The organism is Brevibacillus sp. HB1.1, from assembly GCF_013332445.1.
Lineage (GTDB): Bacteria > Bacillota > Bacilli > Brevibacillales > Brevibacillaceae > Brevibacillus > Brevibacillus porteri.
In genome coordinates, this window is the sequence record NZ_JABMIV010000017.1 from 17634 (window position 1) to 33184 (window position 15551).

Below are 15551 nucleotides of genomic sequence, written 5' to 3' on the forward strand. Positions count from 1 at the left end.
TTACCTAAGTAACGTAAGCGTAACTTCTATTGAATTATCAACAAATGATCGATTTGGACGAGATTTCATGATTACGGTCAGTCCAATTAACGATACGATAAGCGCTTGTGCGGTAGCTTTCGCGTCTATACTCGAATCGAGTTCACCTGTTTGGATACCTCGCTCGATTGTTTCTTGAAAGATGACAGAGAGGTACATTTGGTGTTCCCTTGTCAAAATCTCAAATTTCTCATCATGAGGGGCAAGTTCGACCATGGTATTAATGCAAAAGCATCCGCGGCTGAGACCTTCCGAATAGTCCTCGTCGGCCACCTCTTTAAAAAAATGGCGAAACGCCTCTTTTACGGATGGATTGTTTTGAAGCTTCGTTCGTATCTCCGAAGCACGAGACATCGTGTATCTGCGTAGTGCGGCTTCGAACAATTCTTTTTTGTCCCCAAAGGTTGAGTAAATACTGGGGCGCTGGATACCCATTCGGGAAGTTAAATCACTTAATGAGGTAGCTTCATACCCCTTCTCCCAAAAGAGCTGCATAGCTGCATCGAGTACTTTTTCTTCGTCAAATTCGCGTGTTCTTGCCATAAAGAGTTCCTCTCATTACTCATGTATTCGAATCTATGTAACTGCCAGTGGAATTTTTGTACTGAACGGTAATTTATATTTTATTGGTTTTCATCTGCATTGTCAATTTTAGGACGGTTTATCCTACCGTAAAAAGAATGGTGTTGACAGAAAAAGAAATAGTGGGATATATTTACTGGGCACAATAACGTACCGATCGGTATGTTATTTTGTTCAAAACGTAAAATGAGAGGAGGTAAGGTGAAGACAGATGGAGGAGGTTAGCGAAAAAGTAGCGGCTAAAGCCGATAGGAAGGCAGATTCAGTGCAAGGCTCTCCCATGCCTCGCTATGTAACACTATTGTTTGCGGTTGCTTGCGGGATGTCGGTTGCGAATATCTACTTCGCGCAACCACTACTTGATCATTTGTCGATGGAGTTCGGAATTGATTATTCCATCATTGGGATTCTCATTACCCTTACGCAAATCTTTTATGCAGTAGGACTGTTGCTGCTTGTGCCACTTGGCGATCTATTGAATCAGCGTCGCTTGATTATCGGTCAGATGTTTTTATCTGTGGTAGCGCTGGTTATCGTAGGGACTGCCTCCACCAGCACAGTACTATTTGCAGGTATAGCTGCGGTAGGATTGCTTGCCGTTGTGACGCAGACAATTGTTGCATTTGCGGCGACAATGGCCGCCCCTGCTGAGCGAGGACGAGTGGTGGGAGTCGTTACAAGTGGAATCGTTATTGGCATACTTCTAGCGCGAACCATTGCAGGAGTTTTAACAGATCTTGCGGGATGGCGTGCCGTATATCTGGTCTCTGCTGCATTTCTATTGGGATTGGTTTGTGTATTATTTCGGGTATTGCCAAATAGGGAGCGGGAGGTAAAGCAGCTATCCTACTTCCAGTTGCTTGGATCGGTCCTGATGTTGTTCGCACAAGAACGGCTATTACGTATTCGTTCTGTTCTGGCTATGCTGATCTTTGCTGCCTTTAGTATTTTGTGGACGCCATTGGTACTGCCTCTGAGTGCGCCGCCATTATCTTTGTCGCATACGGCGATAGGGGCGTTTGGCCTCGTAGGAGTTGCCGGAGCGTTAGCTGCAGCAAGGGCAGGGAAGCTCGCAGATCGAGGTTACGGACAGAGAACGACGGGCTTTGCTTTGAGTCTATTGCTACTATCGTGGCTGCTAATCGGCTATTTAGAACATTCGCTATTTGCCTTGGCGATAGGTATTGTTTTGCTTGATTTGGCGGTGCAGGCCGTACATGTTACGAATCAAAGTATGATCTTCACCTTGGGTGCAGAGGCGCGGAGTCGGCTCACGGCGGGGTATATGGTTTTCTATTCGATCGGCTCTTCTGCTGGCTCCATTGCCTCGACCTATACATATGCGCATTTTGGTTGGGAGGGAGTATGCTTGCTCGGAGCCTCTGTCAGTGCTTTGGCTCTGGTGTATTGGGCAGTGACCAGACGGGTTACGGCTATTACAAGAGAATAGAGCTGCTGAAATAGTTCGAAGTGAAGATATCTGAAATGAAACTATTTTGCTTTCAGAGCTGTTGATTGATACAAGTTTTGCAAAAGGAGAGAAGGTCTGTGGAGATTGGGATTACTTCGTTTGTGGAAACGACGCCGGATGTTCAGACAGGTGAAGTGATGAGCCACGCACAGCGATTGCGTGAAGTTGTCGAGGAAATCGTCCTCGCTGATCAGGTTGGGCTTGATGTATTTGGCATAGGTGAACATCATCGCAAGGATTATGCGGCTTCTTCTCCAGCAATGGTGCTGTCTGCGGCTGCGCCACTGACAAAAAGGATTCGGCTGACAAGTGCTGTGACAGTGCTTTCTTCGGCTGATCCAGTACGTGTTTTTCAAGATTTTGCGACACTCGATGGCCTTTCAAATGGACGGGCAGAGATTATGGCGGGACGGGGTTCCTTTATCGAGTCTTTTCCCCTATTCGGCTATGACTTGAATGACTATGATGAGCTGTTTGATGAACATTTGGAGCTGCTCCTTAAAATACAGGCGTCCGAAAAAGTAACCTGGAGGGGCGGTCATCGGCCAGCTATACAGAATTTGGGCGTGTATCCACGGCCTGTTCAGAATCCTTTTCCTATATGGATTGGCAGCGGAGGTAATCAGGAGTCTGTTGTTCGTGCAGGTCTGCTGGGTTTGCCACTGATGCTAGCGATCATTGGTGGAAGTCCTCGGCAGTTTGCACCACTTGTGCAGCTTTATAAGAAGGTGGCCGTGCACGCTGGTCATGACGTATCGCGATTAACAGTTGGGTCCCATTCACTAGGATTTGTTGCGGAAGATACGGAACTAGCGGCAGATACATTTTTTCCTTCTACCCAAGCAGGAATGAATAAAATCGGAAGGGAGCGGGGCTGGGCGCATTATAACCGTGCTAGCTTTGATGCCGCACGCAGCTTCGAAGGAGCGTTGTATGTGGGTGATCCGGAGACGGTGGCCCAAAAGATCATTCACCTTCGCAAACAGGTAGGCATGACACGCTTTATGATGTATGTGCCGATATCTACGATGCCTCATGATCAGGTAATGAGAGCCATTGAGCTCTTGGGAACAGAGGTAGCGCCTCGGGTGCGAGAGGAAATAACCAAGTGGGAAGCAGAGACACAGCAAGAATCAACATTTGCTTAAGGGAGGGATTCACGTGGATTTTCATCGTCGAGTACTGCCGGAATTAAGGCAAACATTAGCGCAATTCCCTGGTTTTCAACTCGAAGAAAATTTGGAGTCGAGCAGGGCCATGCTGAAAAATCCGCCTATTGTGAAGTCAGAGCATGTACGTACCACAAGTCGAATGATTCAAGGCGCAGCAGGAGAGATGCTAGCGAAAATATACGAGCCCGCCCAGCGAACAGGCAGTAAGCTTCCGGCCATGCTGTGGATTCACGGAGGAGGCTATGTGCTGGGGCACCCCGATATGGATGATGCTCTCTGCGAACGCTTCGTACAAGCGGCTAATTGTATAGTCGTATCGGTCGATTATCGTCTGGCTCCCGAACACCCCTATCCAGCTGCCATCCATGACTGTTACGCCGGGTTAACGTGGATGACAGACGAAGCTGAGTCACTCGGCATCGATTTGGATCGGGTTGCGATTGCTGGTGCAAGCGGGGGAGGGGGGCTGACCGCAGCACTTGCTTTAATGGCTCGCGACAAAGGTGGACCAGCCCTTATTTTCCAAATGCCGTTGTATCCAATGATCGACAACCGTAATCGTACAGCGTCGAGCTATGAAATTGAGGCTGAAAATGCAACCTGGAACCGGACAAACAATTTGGCAGCGTGGAGTATGTACCTGGGCGAAGGTACCGATGACAGTCAGCTATCCGCATATGCGGTGCCATCGAGAGCAGAAAGCTTGGCGGGGCTACCGCCGACCTATACGTGCGTAGGACAGCTCGATTTGTTCCGAGATGAGACGATCGAATATGTGACGCGACTTGCACAAGCGGGCGTAGACGTGGAATTTCATCTGTATCCCGGCTGCTACCACTGCTTTGAAGTGTTTGTCCCCGAAGCAGAAGTGAGCCAGCGTGCCAGCCAAAGCTATGTGGATGCGATGGCAAGAGCGCTTAATTCTAAATAATCGTGGAGACAAAAAGCACAACAACCGATCGAGGGAAATCTCGGCGATTGTTGTGCTTTTCTATCGTGTAACCTAGTTTAGAAGAAAATGTTTTTTCAGTAATATATATTTGGTTATATTTTTCTTAAACATATCGATTTACAAATTGTTTATAAAGTGAATATAATAATTAACGTTAGTGAAATTTATTTTACAAATAAACAAACAATTCGGAAGTGAAGCACAACGTAAGAAAAAGGAATAATCTTACTAACGATTAGGAATGCTTTCTATGATGGCTTTCCTAAAATACCGCCAACAGCAGAGAGGAAGAGGAATCTTACGTGGAAAACAAAGAACTGAAGAGAGGCCTGGAAGCCCGTCATATTCAGATGATTGCTTTGGGCGGTACGATTGGTGTTGGGCTATTTATGGGATCTGCCAGCACGATCAAATGGACAGGACCATCTGTCATGCTAGCTTATGCAATTGTAGGAATTTTTATTTTTTTCATCATGCGTGCAATGGGTGAAATGTTGTATATGGAACCGAGTACGGGTTCATTCGCGACTTTTGGGCATAAGTATATCCATCCGTTAGCAGGTTATATGACGGCTTGGAGTAACTGGTTCCAGTGGGTCATTGTCGGGATGGCAGAGATCATCGCCGTTGGGCAGTATATGCAGTATTGGTTCCCGGATTTACCGCCTTGGATTCCAGGCATAATTGCCATGGTGATTCTCGGTGCAGCAAACCTGGTCTCGGTAAAATCATTTGGTGAATTTGAGTTTTGGTTTGCCATGATCAAAATTGTAACGATCGTTTTGATGATTATTGCAGGGTTTGGATTGATTTTCTTTGGCATTGGAAATGGTGGAAACGCAATCGGATTATCGAATCTGTGGGAGAATGGCGGATTCTTTACGGGCGGTTGGACAGGCTTTTTCTTTGCCCTTTCCTTGGTGATTGGGGCGTATCAAGGTGTCGAGCTCATCGGGATTACCGCAGGGGAAGCAAAAGACCCGAGAAAAACATTAACGAGTGCGATCCAAAGCATTATCTGGCGTATTTTGATTTTCTATATCGGTGCGATCTTTGTTATTGTAACCGTTTACCCTTGGGATCAATTACAGGCAATCGGCAGTCCGTTCGTTGCTACTTTTGCGAAGATTGGTATTACCGCTGCTGCAGGTATCATTAACTTTGTGGTGATCACTGCTGCTATGTCTGGCTGTAATAGTGGGATCTATAGTGCAGGGCGTATGCTGTATACCTTAGGTGTTAATGGCCAAGCCCCGAAAGTTTTTACGAAGCTGTCTTCGAATGGTGTGCCGTTGTTAGGTACGATTGGTGTGCTGATCGGTCTGGGCATTGGCGTTATCTTAAGCTATATCGCCCCAGAAAATCTCTTCGTTTATGTGTATAGTGCGAGTGTTCTGCCTGGTATGGTACCGTGGTTTGTCATTTTGATCAGTCAAATCAGATTCCGAAAAGCAAAGGGTGCTGAAATGGACAACCATCCATTCAAAATGCCTTTTGCCCCAGTGAGCAACTATTTGACTATTGCTTTTCTCATCATGGTACTCATTGGTATGTGGATCAATGATGACACACGCGTTTCCCTGATTGCCGGAATTGTCTTCTTGGCGATTGTGGTCATCAGCTTCTTTGCACTAGGAATTAGCAAGGCCGTACCACTGGACGAGCAATCAAATAAGAAATAACGAAAGGGACCAACATTTGTTGGTCCTTTTTTTTGTTCATCAAATCGCCTTTGTACGGCATACCTACTTCGTTTATCATTAGGATGACTGGACTGGTTAACCGTCTTCGGCTGCCAATGTCCGGGCTCGTCAATGGGTAGACTAAAGCGGGATACTCATTCATGATCTGAGAAAAAAGGAGCATAAGAATGAAACAACGCAACTATACACCGATTATCGTTATTCTCACCATAGCGATTAACACGCTGATCGCCATCTTGTACTTCATGCCGAAGAACAATGATTTCAGCCATCTCGATCTGACGTTTCTGCCGTTTTTTAATGCGGTCATGAACAGTTTTACCTTTGTATTTCTGGTTGCCGCACTCGTTTCCATCCTGAAGTTCAAAAACATGAAGATGCATCGAGGATATATTTTTGCAGCCTTCTCGACAACAGCTCTCTTCTTGGTTTCGTATGTGATCTACCACGGAATGGCACCTAGCACTTCCTACGGGGGAGAGGGAATTCTGCGGCCGATCTATTACTTCATTTTGATTACACATATTCTGCTGTCGGCGCTTATCGTGCCTTTTGCGCTGATTACGACTGCACGTGGACTCAACATGAAGGTGGAAAAACATAAAAAAATCGCCCGCTGGACGATGCCGATGTGGCTGTATGTCAGTGCGACGGGTGTCATTGTTTACATCATGATTTCTCCGTACTATTAATCAAAAAAAGAGCATTAGCTGCTGAAGGCTAACGCTCTTTTTTTATGGCCGAAGCCTTTATATTTTCGTTTCACGTTTCTTAAACCAGCGTTTGGGCAGGAAATAAATGAGCCCGGAGACGACAAGAAAAGCAGTTAAAATGGAGATAATCTCTAACACAGTCACATAGTTAAGGTCTTCCCATTCGCCCACATGCAGTCCGTAGAAGAAATCTAAAATGGGATCTTGTTTCAAGGCTGTGATGTGCCCTTCTGAAGAAACAGTCAGCCGCAGAATAGGTTCTCTGCTGACGTAGACTTTGAAAGAGTCACCTGATTTTGCGATCGATCTGATCTCAGCCCAAGAATATTCCCCAGTTTCTACTAACTTCTCCCCCACATAGGCAATGGTTAGCTCTTCTGGTTTTGCGGGTACCTCGATCATTGTGGTTTTCAAGTCTGTGGCTTTTTCCTGATACCAAGGAACATTTAACAGGAGAAAACCAGTAATGGCCCACATCAGTAAAAAAAGGCTAACAATGAGTCCGATGTAGCGGTGGAAGTTACGGTTCCACTTCTTAAATAGCATGCAGGGTTACTCCTCTCGATGACGTTCTTGATGATTATATAAACTTTGTTGATAAAAGGAGATGGCTCACATGAGCTATTTTCCTTGAACAATTCGTGAATCAGAACGTAGTGCAGTTACCAGTCCCATTGGCTTTGTTTTATTCTAAGATTTTCAGCGAGTATGGAAGCGATCGGTTGCTTGATGGGGGCAAGTGAATTTGCCGTGCAGCTGGATTCTGGCTGATAATTCAATTCCTGCGCTTTTTTCATATCAGCTTCGGCTAGATTGTTCGTTTTGTTAGCTTGCTCATAACAGGGCGGTGAAATATACGTCTTGTTCGTGTGCTCCAATATGATTCGTGTGTCGGGTGAGGGGCCTGCCTCAACAGGAATGGAAAGCACGCCTGTTACTACAACCACAGCACAAATGCCAATAAGAAGTCCTCGCTTCATCATATTCACTCCATCTATTTAATAAAGGATTGTCCAAATGAGCCGATTTATTGTAACACCATATCTCCAAGACAGTAATGGCTCATTGTAGCTATTTACATGGAAAAACCACCGCCTCCAATCGGGGACGGTGGCTGGTTTTATTTATTAAGAAATCTCTTTGCCGTTTTCATCGACTCCCAGAGCTTGTTGTGCCATGATCTTGAACTCTTCCAGTCCTGATTTCAACGCAAAGGTGGCAAGAATGACGGGATACACGGATGTCATTTCTGCAATGTGCTCATGCATGCGCGGCCATACACGGCCTCCTGCTTTTTCGTAGCGTTTGATGAAATCAGCCAAGCCTGAATCCCCAAACAACATGTAAAAGACCGTAAAGTCCGTCGCCGGATCAGCTACTTCGGCCTCCGTCCAATCCAGGAGCCCCGTTACCTTTCCGTTTTCATCAACCAGGATATGCCCCGGATGGAGGTCACCATGCACGAGAACGGAGTGAGCAGGCCAGAATGTATCATCCATAATCCAATTTTGCCAACGATCCCATAGCGCTTGAGAAACGCCAAAGACGCGTTTGACATCATTCATCTTTTCTCGAAGGCTTGCTCGTGCTTCGCTAGGCTGCTTGACGCGGATACCAGCATCTCGAGCAAGATCATGATGAATACCGTGTAACTCGACCAATGCTTCTGCCCATGTTTGTAAGCACAGCTCAGGTAGAGATTCAGGGTTCAAATACCACTCATAATTTTTTGTTTCCATATTGATCGTTGCCATCGGTGTGCCACTTAGGATCGGATAAGCGATGAATTCAGAGGTGTGAACCTGCCAATCCGGTACTTCTACACGTAGATGTTTTGCCACGAGATCTAACACCTTTTTCTCGTAACGAGCTGTCTCCACGACATCGTCACGGCGCGGTTGGCGCAATACCCATGGAACGCCATCTATCGTACTTGCAAAAATCGCAAGGAAATCTAAGCCGGATTCATTCACCTTCACGGTAGTTGGGTCTACAAGGATTCCGTTGTTTTTCGCGATGGCGAGCATTTGCTCTACATTGTTTTTAGACATAATAAAAACACCTCATTCATGAATAGTTACAATCAATCAAACACAAATAAACTCATCCCACTCCGTTTTTGAAAATGGCTGAGCCGACTTGGGGTCTTGTCGATTTTAACGAAGTCTCATGAATGCGATGCCCATTGCAATGTCCATCATTGTACCCTCCTATAATTGAAAACAAAGATAGTGTACCATGGAATCTAACGAATAGCGACGAGGAGATAAGCGATGATGAAATTGATATCTTGGAATGTAAATGGACTTCGCGCATGCGTAAACAAAGGGTTTTACGAGTACTTCAAAGAAGCGAATGCCGATATAGTTTGCTTGCAGGAAACGAAGCTGCAGGAAGGTCAAATCGAGTTGGAGATCGGCGAGGAGTATCATCGATATTGGAACTACGCAGAGAAAAAGGGTTATTCCGGAACGGCTATTTTTACAAAAATGGAACCACTCTCTGTTCGTTATGGGCTGGAAGAAAACCATGAGCCTGAGGGCCGCGTGATTACTTTGGAGTTTCAGGATTTCTACTTGGTCACGGTCTACACTCCGAATGCGAAGCGTGATTTGTCGAGATTGGATTATCGGCTGGAATGGGAGGATCGGTTTCGGAACTACTTATTGCAGCTGGATGCGAAGAAGCCCGTGGTGGTTTGTGGGGATCTGAATGTCGCCCATCAAGAGATTGATTTGAAGAATGCGAAGTCGAATCGCAATAATTCTGGCTTTACTCCTGAAGAGCGTGAGAAGATGACGAGTTTGCTGGCAGCTGGATTTGTGGATACCTATCGATATTTTTATCCGGATCAGACAGATGCATATACGTGGTGGTCTTTTATGCCAAAAGTAAGAGAGCGGAATATCGGATGGCGTATTGATTATTTTCTCGCGTCTGAGAGGCTAGCTCCATCGTTGCTCGGGGCGGGAATTGACTCACAGGTGATGGGAAGCGATCATTGTCCGGTCATGTTGGAGTTAGGCAATTTCGAATAAAGAGTAGGAGGCAGGGAAGGATAGGAGTAAGTATGCCATGCCTGTAGTCAGCAATTGTAAGGGTGAGTGACCTGAAATAGCAAAACTGCCTATAATCAAACAATTAAGACGAAATTGGATATAAGCGAACTTTGATATGATGGAGTGGAGTTTCGTACAATGAAAACGTAAGACTTCTAAATGAAGAGGGGATAGGATATTGCTAACCATGAATTTGTTACTAATTGCTTTTCTGATTGTTGCTACTGCATTTTTTGTGGCAACTGAATTCGCAATTGTAAAGCTTCGCCCAAGCCGTGTGGACCAACTGGTCATGGAAGGGAGAAAGAATGCTCTTGCTGTTCAGAAAGTAGTTAGTAACCTGGATGGATATTTGTCAGCGTGTCAGTTGGGGATTACGTTGACAGCCATTGGCTTGGGGGTATTAGGGAAACCGACGATTGAAAGCATCATTAGCCCATTTCTTACGCCTTATTTACCCGAACAAGTCGTTGCAGTCCTGTCGTTTGTGATTGCTTACTCGCTTGTTACGTTTCTACATGTGGTTGTCGGGGAACTGGCACCAAAAACAGTGGCGATTCAAAAGGCAGAAGCGGTTAGCTTACTGTGTGCGAAACCTATTATTTGGTTCTATAAATTGATGTACCCTGCAATCTGGGTGCTGAATGGCTCTGCTGCTCTACTTGTGCGTTCATTCGGGATGAAACCGACCAAGGAGCACGAAGAAAGTCACTCAGAAGAAGAGCTGCGAATCATTTTGACGGAAAGCTATGAGAGCGGCAAAATTAATCAGTCTGAGTATGGGTACGTTAGCAATATTTTTGCTTTTGACGAGATGCTGGCCCGCGAGATTATGGTCCCACGGACAGATATGAGCTGCTTGCACAAAGAATATACTCTTGAGCAAAACCTGCGAATCATGAAAGAAGAGCAATATACCCGTTTTCCGGTTATATCGCAAAACAAAGATCATATTATCGGGATGATTAACACGAAAGAGTTCTTTCTGAATTATGCCGATGATCCAAATTTGGATATGTCCAAGCTCATCCGACCGTTTTTGACGGTTTCAGAGGCTACTCCTGTAAAAGATCTTTTGAAAAAAATGCAGAAACAAAGAACGCATATCGCCATCCTGATTGATGAATATGGCGGTACCTCCGGAATGGTTACGATTGAAGACATTTTGGAGGAAATTGTAGGTGAGATCCGTGATGAGTTCGACGCGGAGGAAAAAGCCGAAATCGAAATCGTGGAAGAGAACAGCCATGTGATTGTGGACGGAAAGGTACTGCTCTCCGAGGTTAACGATTTGCTTAACGCCAATATTAATGAAGAAGAGCTCGATACCATCGGAGGTTGGCTATACAGTCAAAATTCGACGCTCAAAGAAGGTATCCAATGGCAATACGATGATCTCGTCTTTACGATCAGAAAGAAAGACAAGCATCGCATACGGAAGATTGAGATTCAGAAGGCATTGGAAGTCCCAGCTCGTGAATTGCAGGATGTAACGTAACGTAACGAAAAATACGAGCGTGTAGTAGCTGCGGAAGTACCGGAAAATATAACGTTGTCATTTCACAAAAGAAACGGGGCCGAATGATGTGGTCCCGTTTTTCTTGTGAAGCGAGATTATATATAAACAATGTTGTAGGTAGGTTTCGTTACGCCGTTCGCGTACTGTTTCATGTTCACTAACTCGAGTTTGAGACGTGGCTTCGCACTTCCGAATAGAGGGATACCTTCACCGACCATCACCGGATTCACTTTCAGCACTAATTGATCAATTAGTTGATGTGCCAGTAACGCTCCTGCCAATTCACCGCCCCCACACAGCCACAGCTTGCCGTTTTCTTGCTGCTTGAGATTCTTGATAAATTCGATGGCATCGCCTTTGATCAGCTCGACTTCTGCATTGGATTCAAACTGCATGGAGTTTGAGAAAATATAATGCTTGATTCCCTTATAGCCTGGTTCGCCCGGCTTGGCACCGAATTTAAACCCAAACTCGTAGGTTTTGGCGCCCATCAGCACAGCATCATATTCCTGAATTTCAGATAAAAAGTCCGGTACATGTTCTCCCTCAAATAAAAAGAGAGTGTTTTCAATATTTCCATCCATGATCCCTTGATCGGCAATAAAATTGTCTAATGATACGGCAACATGATAAATTAATGAGGCCATTTGGAAGTCCCTCCTTTTTTCTCCATTTCATTTTATGTGAAACGATCTAGGGCTTGCACGCATTTTTATTTGAGCACTCAAAGCCATGAAACAATTTTCATTTTGTCTCCAACAGTTCCTTTAAGGCGTTATCAATAAACGCGGTATCGACAGGGTTAAGCCCAAACCCAGCCAAGTGTCCCCAGATTGATTCAATCGGCGTAAAAGTAGCGTTGGGGATGTGCTTCGTCTCATATTCACTGTCTTCTGGCGTGAAATACAAATCAGTCCGTACAGGCATCACAACCGTTCGTGCCTGGATGCTTCGCAACGCCGCCTCAAAGTCTCCGTTGTACCTATCATTTTGACTAATGTCGGCATGCTGCCAGGTCCACATCATCGCCAGCAAATCGTTTGCATCCGACGGAACAAAGCTCTCCTCCCAAAATCCCGAGATAAATTCGGAAAGGGTCTCATAGCCCAAAGCTTTATAGCATGCCTCGCGGTAAAATGGCTGTGAAAATCCCCAACTCGCATAAACGCGCCCTAAGGTACGTAAGCCAACCTCGGGAGATGCTGTATACTGCCCGTTGTTCCAAGCTACATCGGCCTGCAAGGCTGCTCGGATGCCTTCGATCAAGACGATGTTATGCGGCCATGTTTTTGCGGTTCCGGCAAAAGGAGCCAATCGTTCGACCATATCTGGGTAGCTCGCCGCCCAATGAAAAGCCTGGATGGCCCCCATCGACCAGCCAGTTGCCAGCGCAATTTTTTTGATGCCAAACCGCTCCGTAATGAGTCGATGCTGAAGGGCGACATTATCGTAGATCGTAACGTGTGGAAAATTGGCCTGATCATACGGGCTGGCTGTATTGCTCGGGGAGGACGATAGCCCGTTGCCGAGCATGTTGGGAATGATGATAAAATATTGATTCGGATTCAGAGCCTTATCTTCCCCGATAAGCCATTCGTTTTGGTAATGCTGGTCTCCAAACGATGTAGGAAATATAATGACGTTATCCTTGGCTGCGTTGAGCGTGCCGTACGTTTTGTAAGCAATATATGCATGTGGGAGGGTCACTCCTGACTGCAAGCGAACCTCTCCCAAGTGAAAAATATCGTAATCCATCTCGCATTGCTCCTTTGTAAGCATGATTTTTTTCAACTATAAACGTTCCCGTACAGGGGAAAGTCAAGGGAATGATAGATTGGGGTTTTTCCATGTTTAAGATCAGTGAATTTTCCCGATTGAGCAGAGTGTCCTTAAAGACGCTTCGCTTTTATGACCAGATTGGTATTTTGAAGCCAGCGGATATCGACAAAGAGACTGGCTATCGGTTTTATGCAGCAGAGCAATTGGTTACGCTCAATCGAATCCTCATGTACAAGGACTTGGGATTTACGTTGCAACAAATTCAGGAATTGCTTCATGAAGAGATGTCCCTGGAACAACTACAAGGCATATTCAGGCAAAAAGAAAGGGAAATGAAACAGCTCCTTGAGGAGGAGCAAGCACGATTGAATCGAATCAAGGAGCGTCTGCTATCGATCGAGCAAAAGGGGTATGGAGAACAAGAGGTTGTCTTTAAACGAGTCGAAGCTCAAAAAGTTGTCTCGTTCCGTGCGGAAGGGAACGTGGAAGAGATTCCGATGCTTTTCGATCGACTGGCTCATTATGCAGGCAAGCAGCAGAGAGGGATGCTTTCTCCCATCGTTTTGTGGAAGGAATCGGAGAGGGACGAGACGGCATTCGAATTGGAGATCGGCTATGTACTCAAACAGGACATTTCCTTGCCATCTGATAGGCTGGAAATACGTATGCTGCCAGAGGAGCCGATGATGGCCACCCTGGTCCAACGTGTAGAGCCATTCGTTCCTTCTACGGCCTGTATTGACTTGGCAAAATGGATAGAGCGCAATCAATACCGGATCAAAAAAGATCAGCCAGGCAGAGAAAACTATCTGCAATCCCCAGATGGGGGCGATACGTATGTAGAAGTACAAATTCCTATTGAATCTCCATAAACAAGGCCAGTACCTGTATAGACGACGAGGTACTGGCCTTTTGCTTGTGTTCATTTGACGCTGGTGGAAGGCAGGTAGTACAGTAATGTTGAACGAAAATACAGAAAATTACAAAGGGGAAAGAAGGGAATCCTGCTATGAATAGAAAAGCACGTCGGTTCATTGATCTGAGTGTGCCTCTTGATCGTCTGGCAAAAGAACCGTTTCCACCTGAGATTCAATACAATAGTCATGAAGAAGGGGCTGTCCAAGCTGCGCAGTATTTCGGACTCCAATCAACGGATTTTCCCGAGCAGAAGGCTTGGGCGAGTGAAACGGTGACACTCACGACACATACAGGGACACATGTAGATGCACCTTGGCATTACTGGCCTACTTCCGAGGGAGAGCCGGCAAGAACGATTGATCAGTTACCGTTGGAGTGGTTCTACGGAGATGGTGTCTTGCTTGATTTTAGTGAAAAGCCGTCTGGCTACGAAATCACGGTGAATGATGTAAAGCAGAAGCTCGCCCAAATCCAATACGAACTAAAACCGTTCGATATTGTCCTGATCAGGACGGATGCAGATAAAAGATACTATGAAGAACACTATTTCCTATCACATGCAGGGGTATCGGCGGAAGCAACCCATTGGCTGATTGATCAAGGAATTAAGGTCATGGGAACCGATGGGTGGGGATGGGATATCCCGTTTTCCGTTCAAGCCGCTAACTATAAACAAAATCCGCGCGATGGCGTATTATGGGCGGCTCACTATGTGGGAAAAGAGAAAGAGTATTGCCAAATTGAAAAGCTGGCGAACTTGGAGCAATTGCCGAGACCCTACGGGTTTACCGTTTCTGTGTTTCCTGTAAAAGTAAAAGGGGCGAGCGCGGGATGGGCGCGTCCGGTTGCCATTTTTGAAGAAGAGGAGTAGTTGCATGGGCATGAACAAGAGAGCGAAAGTTCTGTTCCTCCTATTCTTCTTGGGCTTTTGTTTCATCATGATCGCGTATGTTTCCCTGATCTGGTATCCTGCATTACCATTCGATTCCAAGTCCAAAAGAGAAGTGGCAGAGCTGTTGGGCGAAAACACGGGAACCATCGTCAAATTGACGACGGAGGAAAACGTCGATTGGTATGGGTATGGGCCGCAAGCGAATCAAGCATCAGCGGCAGAAGCGATGATACGAGCAGTGACAGAAAAAGGCTGGACCTTTATCCAGCAAGAAGGGGCCGGATACTTTTTTGAACGGAGGAAAGAGAAGATGATTATCACGTCACAAATGTGGACGGGCAACTATGTACTCTTTCGAATCCCCGCAGGTGTTCTATAGAGATACCATGAGGCAAAATGAACGGAATGGCAGGACGCATTGATCTACGCACGCATCACTTTCCACAACAAATATTTCTCTCGTAAACAAACTGCACAAGGCCGATATCCCGCAGCAATAGCGGTTGCTTCATCCGCAAAAAATACGCGATGGCGCACATAACCGCCTCGCGTAATGGCTCTGATGGCAGAGGGACAATCCAGTCGGCCATATATCCTGCCTGGTCGATACCCTCCTAATGTACCCGGAGTATCACTTTGATAAAAAGAGCGATCAGCTCCGAGCAGGGTGTATGTTTTGGCAGAGTCAGCATCTTGAGGTGCTGGCTTTTTTGGCGTAGGCATATGGCTCCCCCTCTATTGGTACGTGAGTC

At 45.9% G+C, this 15551-nt stretch carries 17 protein-coding genes; 10 read left to right on the forward strand and 7 right to left on the reverse strand.

All coding sequences use genetic code 11. The annotated features are described in order from the left end of the window. Window positions 1-582, reverse strand: coding sequence for a TetR/AcrR family transcriptional regulator (locus tag HPY27_RS27910; protein ID WP_174226467.1), 582 nt, complete (start codon window positions 580-582; stop codon window positions 1-3). Between the two features lie 250 nt (window positions 583-832). Here HPY27_RS27910 and HPY27_RS27915 point away from each other — a divergent pair, with 250 nt between their 5' ends. The 5 genes from HPY27_RS27915 to HPY27_RS27935 all read left to right on the forward strand — a co-directional run bounded on the left by HPY27_RS27915 (window position 833) and on the right by HPY27_RS27935 (window position 6611). Beyond that, on the forward strand, window positions 833-2071 hold the full coding sequence (locus HPY27_RS27915) for an MFS transporter (protein ID WP_174226468.1): 1239 nt from the start codon (window positions 833-835) through the stop codon (window positions 2069-2071). Between the two features lie 98 nt (window positions 2072-2169). Further along, window positions 2170-3240: an LLM class flavin-dependent oxidoreductase gene (locus tag HPY27_RS27920; RefSeq protein WP_017247096.1), complete on the forward strand. Its 1071-nt coding sequence runs from the start codon at window positions 2170-2172 to the stop codon at window positions 3238-3240. A 13-nt stretch (window positions 3241-3253) separates the two neighbouring features. Next, the gene (locus tag HPY27_RS27925; protein ID WP_174226469.1) at window positions 3254-4195 is read left to right on the forward strand and encodes an alpha/beta hydrolase; all 942 of its coding nucleotides are present in this window, start codon (window positions 3254-3256) and stop codon (window positions 4193-4195) included. 323 nt (window positions 4196-4518) lie between these two features. Continuing rightward, a complete protein-coding gene (locus HPY27_RS27930) occupies window positions 4519-5898 on the forward strand; it encodes an amino acid permease (protein WP_017247098.1) in 1380 nt (459 codons plus the stop codon). Window positions 5899-6086: 188 nt separating this feature from the next. Next, a complete protein-coding gene (locus HPY27_RS27935) occupies window positions 6087-6611 on the forward strand; it encodes a DUF420 domain-containing protein (protein WP_017247099.1) in 525 nt (174 codons plus the stop codon). A gap of 57 nt (window positions 6612-6668) precedes the next feature. Here HPY27_RS27935 and HPY27_RS27940 read toward each other — a convergent pair whose 3' ends face one another. The 3 genes from HPY27_RS27940 to mphJ form a co-directional block, all read right to left on the reverse strand. Beyond that, window positions 6669-7178 (reverse strand): PepSY-associated TM helix domain-containing protein, encoded by a 510-nt coding sequence (locus tag HPY27_RS27940; RefSeq protein ID WP_017247100.1) that lies wholly within the window; start codon window positions 7176-7178, stop codon window positions 6669-6671. Window positions 7179-7294: 116 nt separating this feature from the next. Further along, complete coding sequence (locus HPY27_RS27945; protein WP_254613012.1) at window positions 7295-7615, reverse strand: hypothetical protein; 321 nt, start codon at window positions 7613-7615, stop codon at window positions 7295-7297. A 144-nt stretch (window positions 7616-7759) separates the two neighbouring features. Beyond that, the gene (mphJ, locus tag HPY27_RS27950) at window positions 7760-8683 is read right to left on the reverse strand and encodes a macrolide 2'-phosphotransferase MphJ (RefSeq protein WP_173624349.1); all 924 of its coding nucleotides are present in this window, start codon (window positions 8681-8683) and stop codon (window positions 7760-7762) included. Window positions 8684-8908: 225 nt separating this feature from the next. Here mphJ and HPY27_RS27955 point away from each other — a divergent pair, with 225 nt between their 5' ends. Next, a complete protein-coding gene (locus HPY27_RS27955; RefSeq protein ID WP_174226490.1) occupies window positions 8909-9670 on the forward strand; it encodes an exodeoxyribonuclease III in 762 nt (253 codons plus the stop codon). 208 nt (window positions 9671-9878) lie between these two features. Then, the gene (locus tag HPY27_RS27960; protein ID WP_254476443.1) at window positions 9879-11189 is read left to right on the forward strand and encodes a hemolysin family protein; all 1311 of its coding nucleotides are present in this window, start codon (window positions 9879-9881) and stop codon (window positions 11187-11189) included. Between the two features lie 116 nt (window positions 11190-11305). Here HPY27_RS27960 and HPY27_RS27965 read toward each other — a convergent pair whose 3' ends face one another. Both HPY27_RS27965 and HPY27_RS27970 read right to left on the reverse strand, forming a co-directional pair. Next, window positions 11306-11857 carry a dihydrofolate reductase family protein gene (locus HPY27_RS27965; protein WP_173624347.1) on the reverse strand — a complete coding sequence of 184 codons (552 nt, stop codon included), beginning with the start codon at window positions 11855-11857 and terminating at the stop codon, window positions 11306-11308. 97 nt (window positions 11858-11954) lie between these two features. Next, complete coding sequence (locus tag HPY27_RS27970) at window positions 11955-12965, reverse strand: alpha/beta fold hydrolase (RefSeq protein WP_173624346.1); 1011 nt, start codon at window positions 12963-12965, stop codon at window positions 11955-11957. A gap of 92 nt (window positions 12966-13057) precedes the next feature. Between HPY27_RS27970 and HPY27_RS27975 the strand changes: the two genes are divergently transcribed. From HPY27_RS27975 to HPY27_RS27985, 3 genes are all read left to right on the forward strand, one after another. Beyond that, window positions 13058-13861: a MerR family transcriptional regulator gene (locus HPY27_RS27975; RefSeq protein ID WP_254613013.1), complete on the forward strand. Its 804-nt coding sequence runs from the start codon at window positions 13058-13060 to the stop codon at window positions 13859-13861. Window positions 13862-13998: 137 nt separating this feature from the next. After that, window positions 13999-14778 carry a cyclase family protein gene (locus HPY27_RS27980; protein ID WP_173624344.1) on the forward strand — a complete coding sequence of 260 codons (780 nt, stop codon included), beginning with the start codon at window positions 13999-14001 and terminating at the stop codon, window positions 14776-14778. Between the two features lie 10 nt (window positions 14779-14788). Then, complete coding sequence (locus HPY27_RS27985; RefSeq protein ID WP_254613014.1) at window positions 14789-15178, forward strand: hypothetical protein; 390 nt, start codon at window positions 14789-14791, stop codon at window positions 15176-15178. 44 nt (window positions 15179-15222) lie between these two features. On the opposite strand, the gene HPY27_RS27990 is transcribed toward HPY27_RS27985, so the two are convergent. After that, window positions 15223-15522 (reverse strand): Ada metal-binding domain-containing protein, encoded by a 300-nt coding sequence (locus HPY27_RS27990; protein WP_017247111.1) that lies wholly within the window; start codon window positions 15520-15522, stop codon window positions 15223-15225. Window positions 15523-15551 lie beyond the last annotated feature (29 nt).

Excerpts from the sequence above, each read along its gene's own strand:
- HPY27_RS27990 (WP_017247111.1), bottom strand. The coding sequence starts at position 15,522 with ATGCCTACGCCAAAAAAGCCAGCACCTCAAGATGCTGACTCTGCCAAA.
- HPY27_RS27915 (WP_174226468.1), top strand. The coding sequence starts at position 833 with ATGGAGGAGGTTAGCGAAAAAGTAGCGGCTAAAGCCGATAGGAAGGCA.
- HPY27_RS27910 (WP_174226467.1), bottom strand. The coding sequence starts at position 582 with ATGGCAAGAACACGCGAATTTGACGAAGAAAAAGTACTCGATGCAGCT.
- HPY27_RS27975 (WP_254613013.1), top strand. The coding sequence starts at position 13,058 with ATGTTTAAGATCAGTGAATTTTCCCGATTGAGCAGAGTGTCCTTAAAG.
- HPY27_RS27945 (WP_254613012.1), bottom strand. The coding sequence starts at position 7,615 with ATGATGAAGCGAGGACTTCTTATTGGCATTTGTGCTGTGGTTGTAGTA.
- HPY27_RS27980 (WP_173624344.1), top strand. The coding sequence starts at position 13,999 with ATGAATAGAAAAGCACGTCGGTTCATTGATCTGAGTGTGCCTCTTGAT.
- HPY27_RS27965 (WP_173624347.1), bottom strand. The coding sequence starts at position 11,857 with ATGGCCTCATTAATTTATCATGTTGCCGTATCATTAGACAATTTTATT.
- HPY27_RS27960 (WP_254476443.1), top strand. The coding sequence starts at position 9,879 with ATGAATTTGTTACTAATTGCTTTTCTGATTGTTGCTACTGCATTTTTT.
- mphJ (WP_173624349.1), bottom strand. The coding sequence starts at position 8,683 with ATGTCTAAAAACAATGTAGAGCAAATGCTCGCCATCGCGAAAAACAAC.
- HPY27_RS27935 (WP_017247099.1), top strand. The coding sequence starts at position 6,087 with ATGAAACAACGCAACTATACACCGATTATCGTTATTCTCACCATAGCG.
- HPY27_RS27985 (WP_254613014.1), top strand. The coding sequence starts at position 14,789 with ATGAACAAGAGAGCGAAAGTTCTGTTCCTCCTATTCTTCTTGGGCTTT.
- HPY27_RS27940 (WP_017247100.1), bottom strand. The coding sequence starts at position 7,178 with ATGCTATTTAAGAAGTGGAACCGTAACTTCCACCGCTACATCGGACTC.
- HPY27_RS27955 (WP_174226490.1), top strand. The coding sequence starts at position 8,909 with ATGAAATTGATATCTTGGAATGTAAATGGACTTCGCGCATGCGTAAAC.
- HPY27_RS27970 (WP_173624346.1), bottom strand. The coding sequence starts at position 12,965 with ATGGATTACGATATTTTTCACTTGGGAGAGGTTCGCTTGCAGTCAGGA.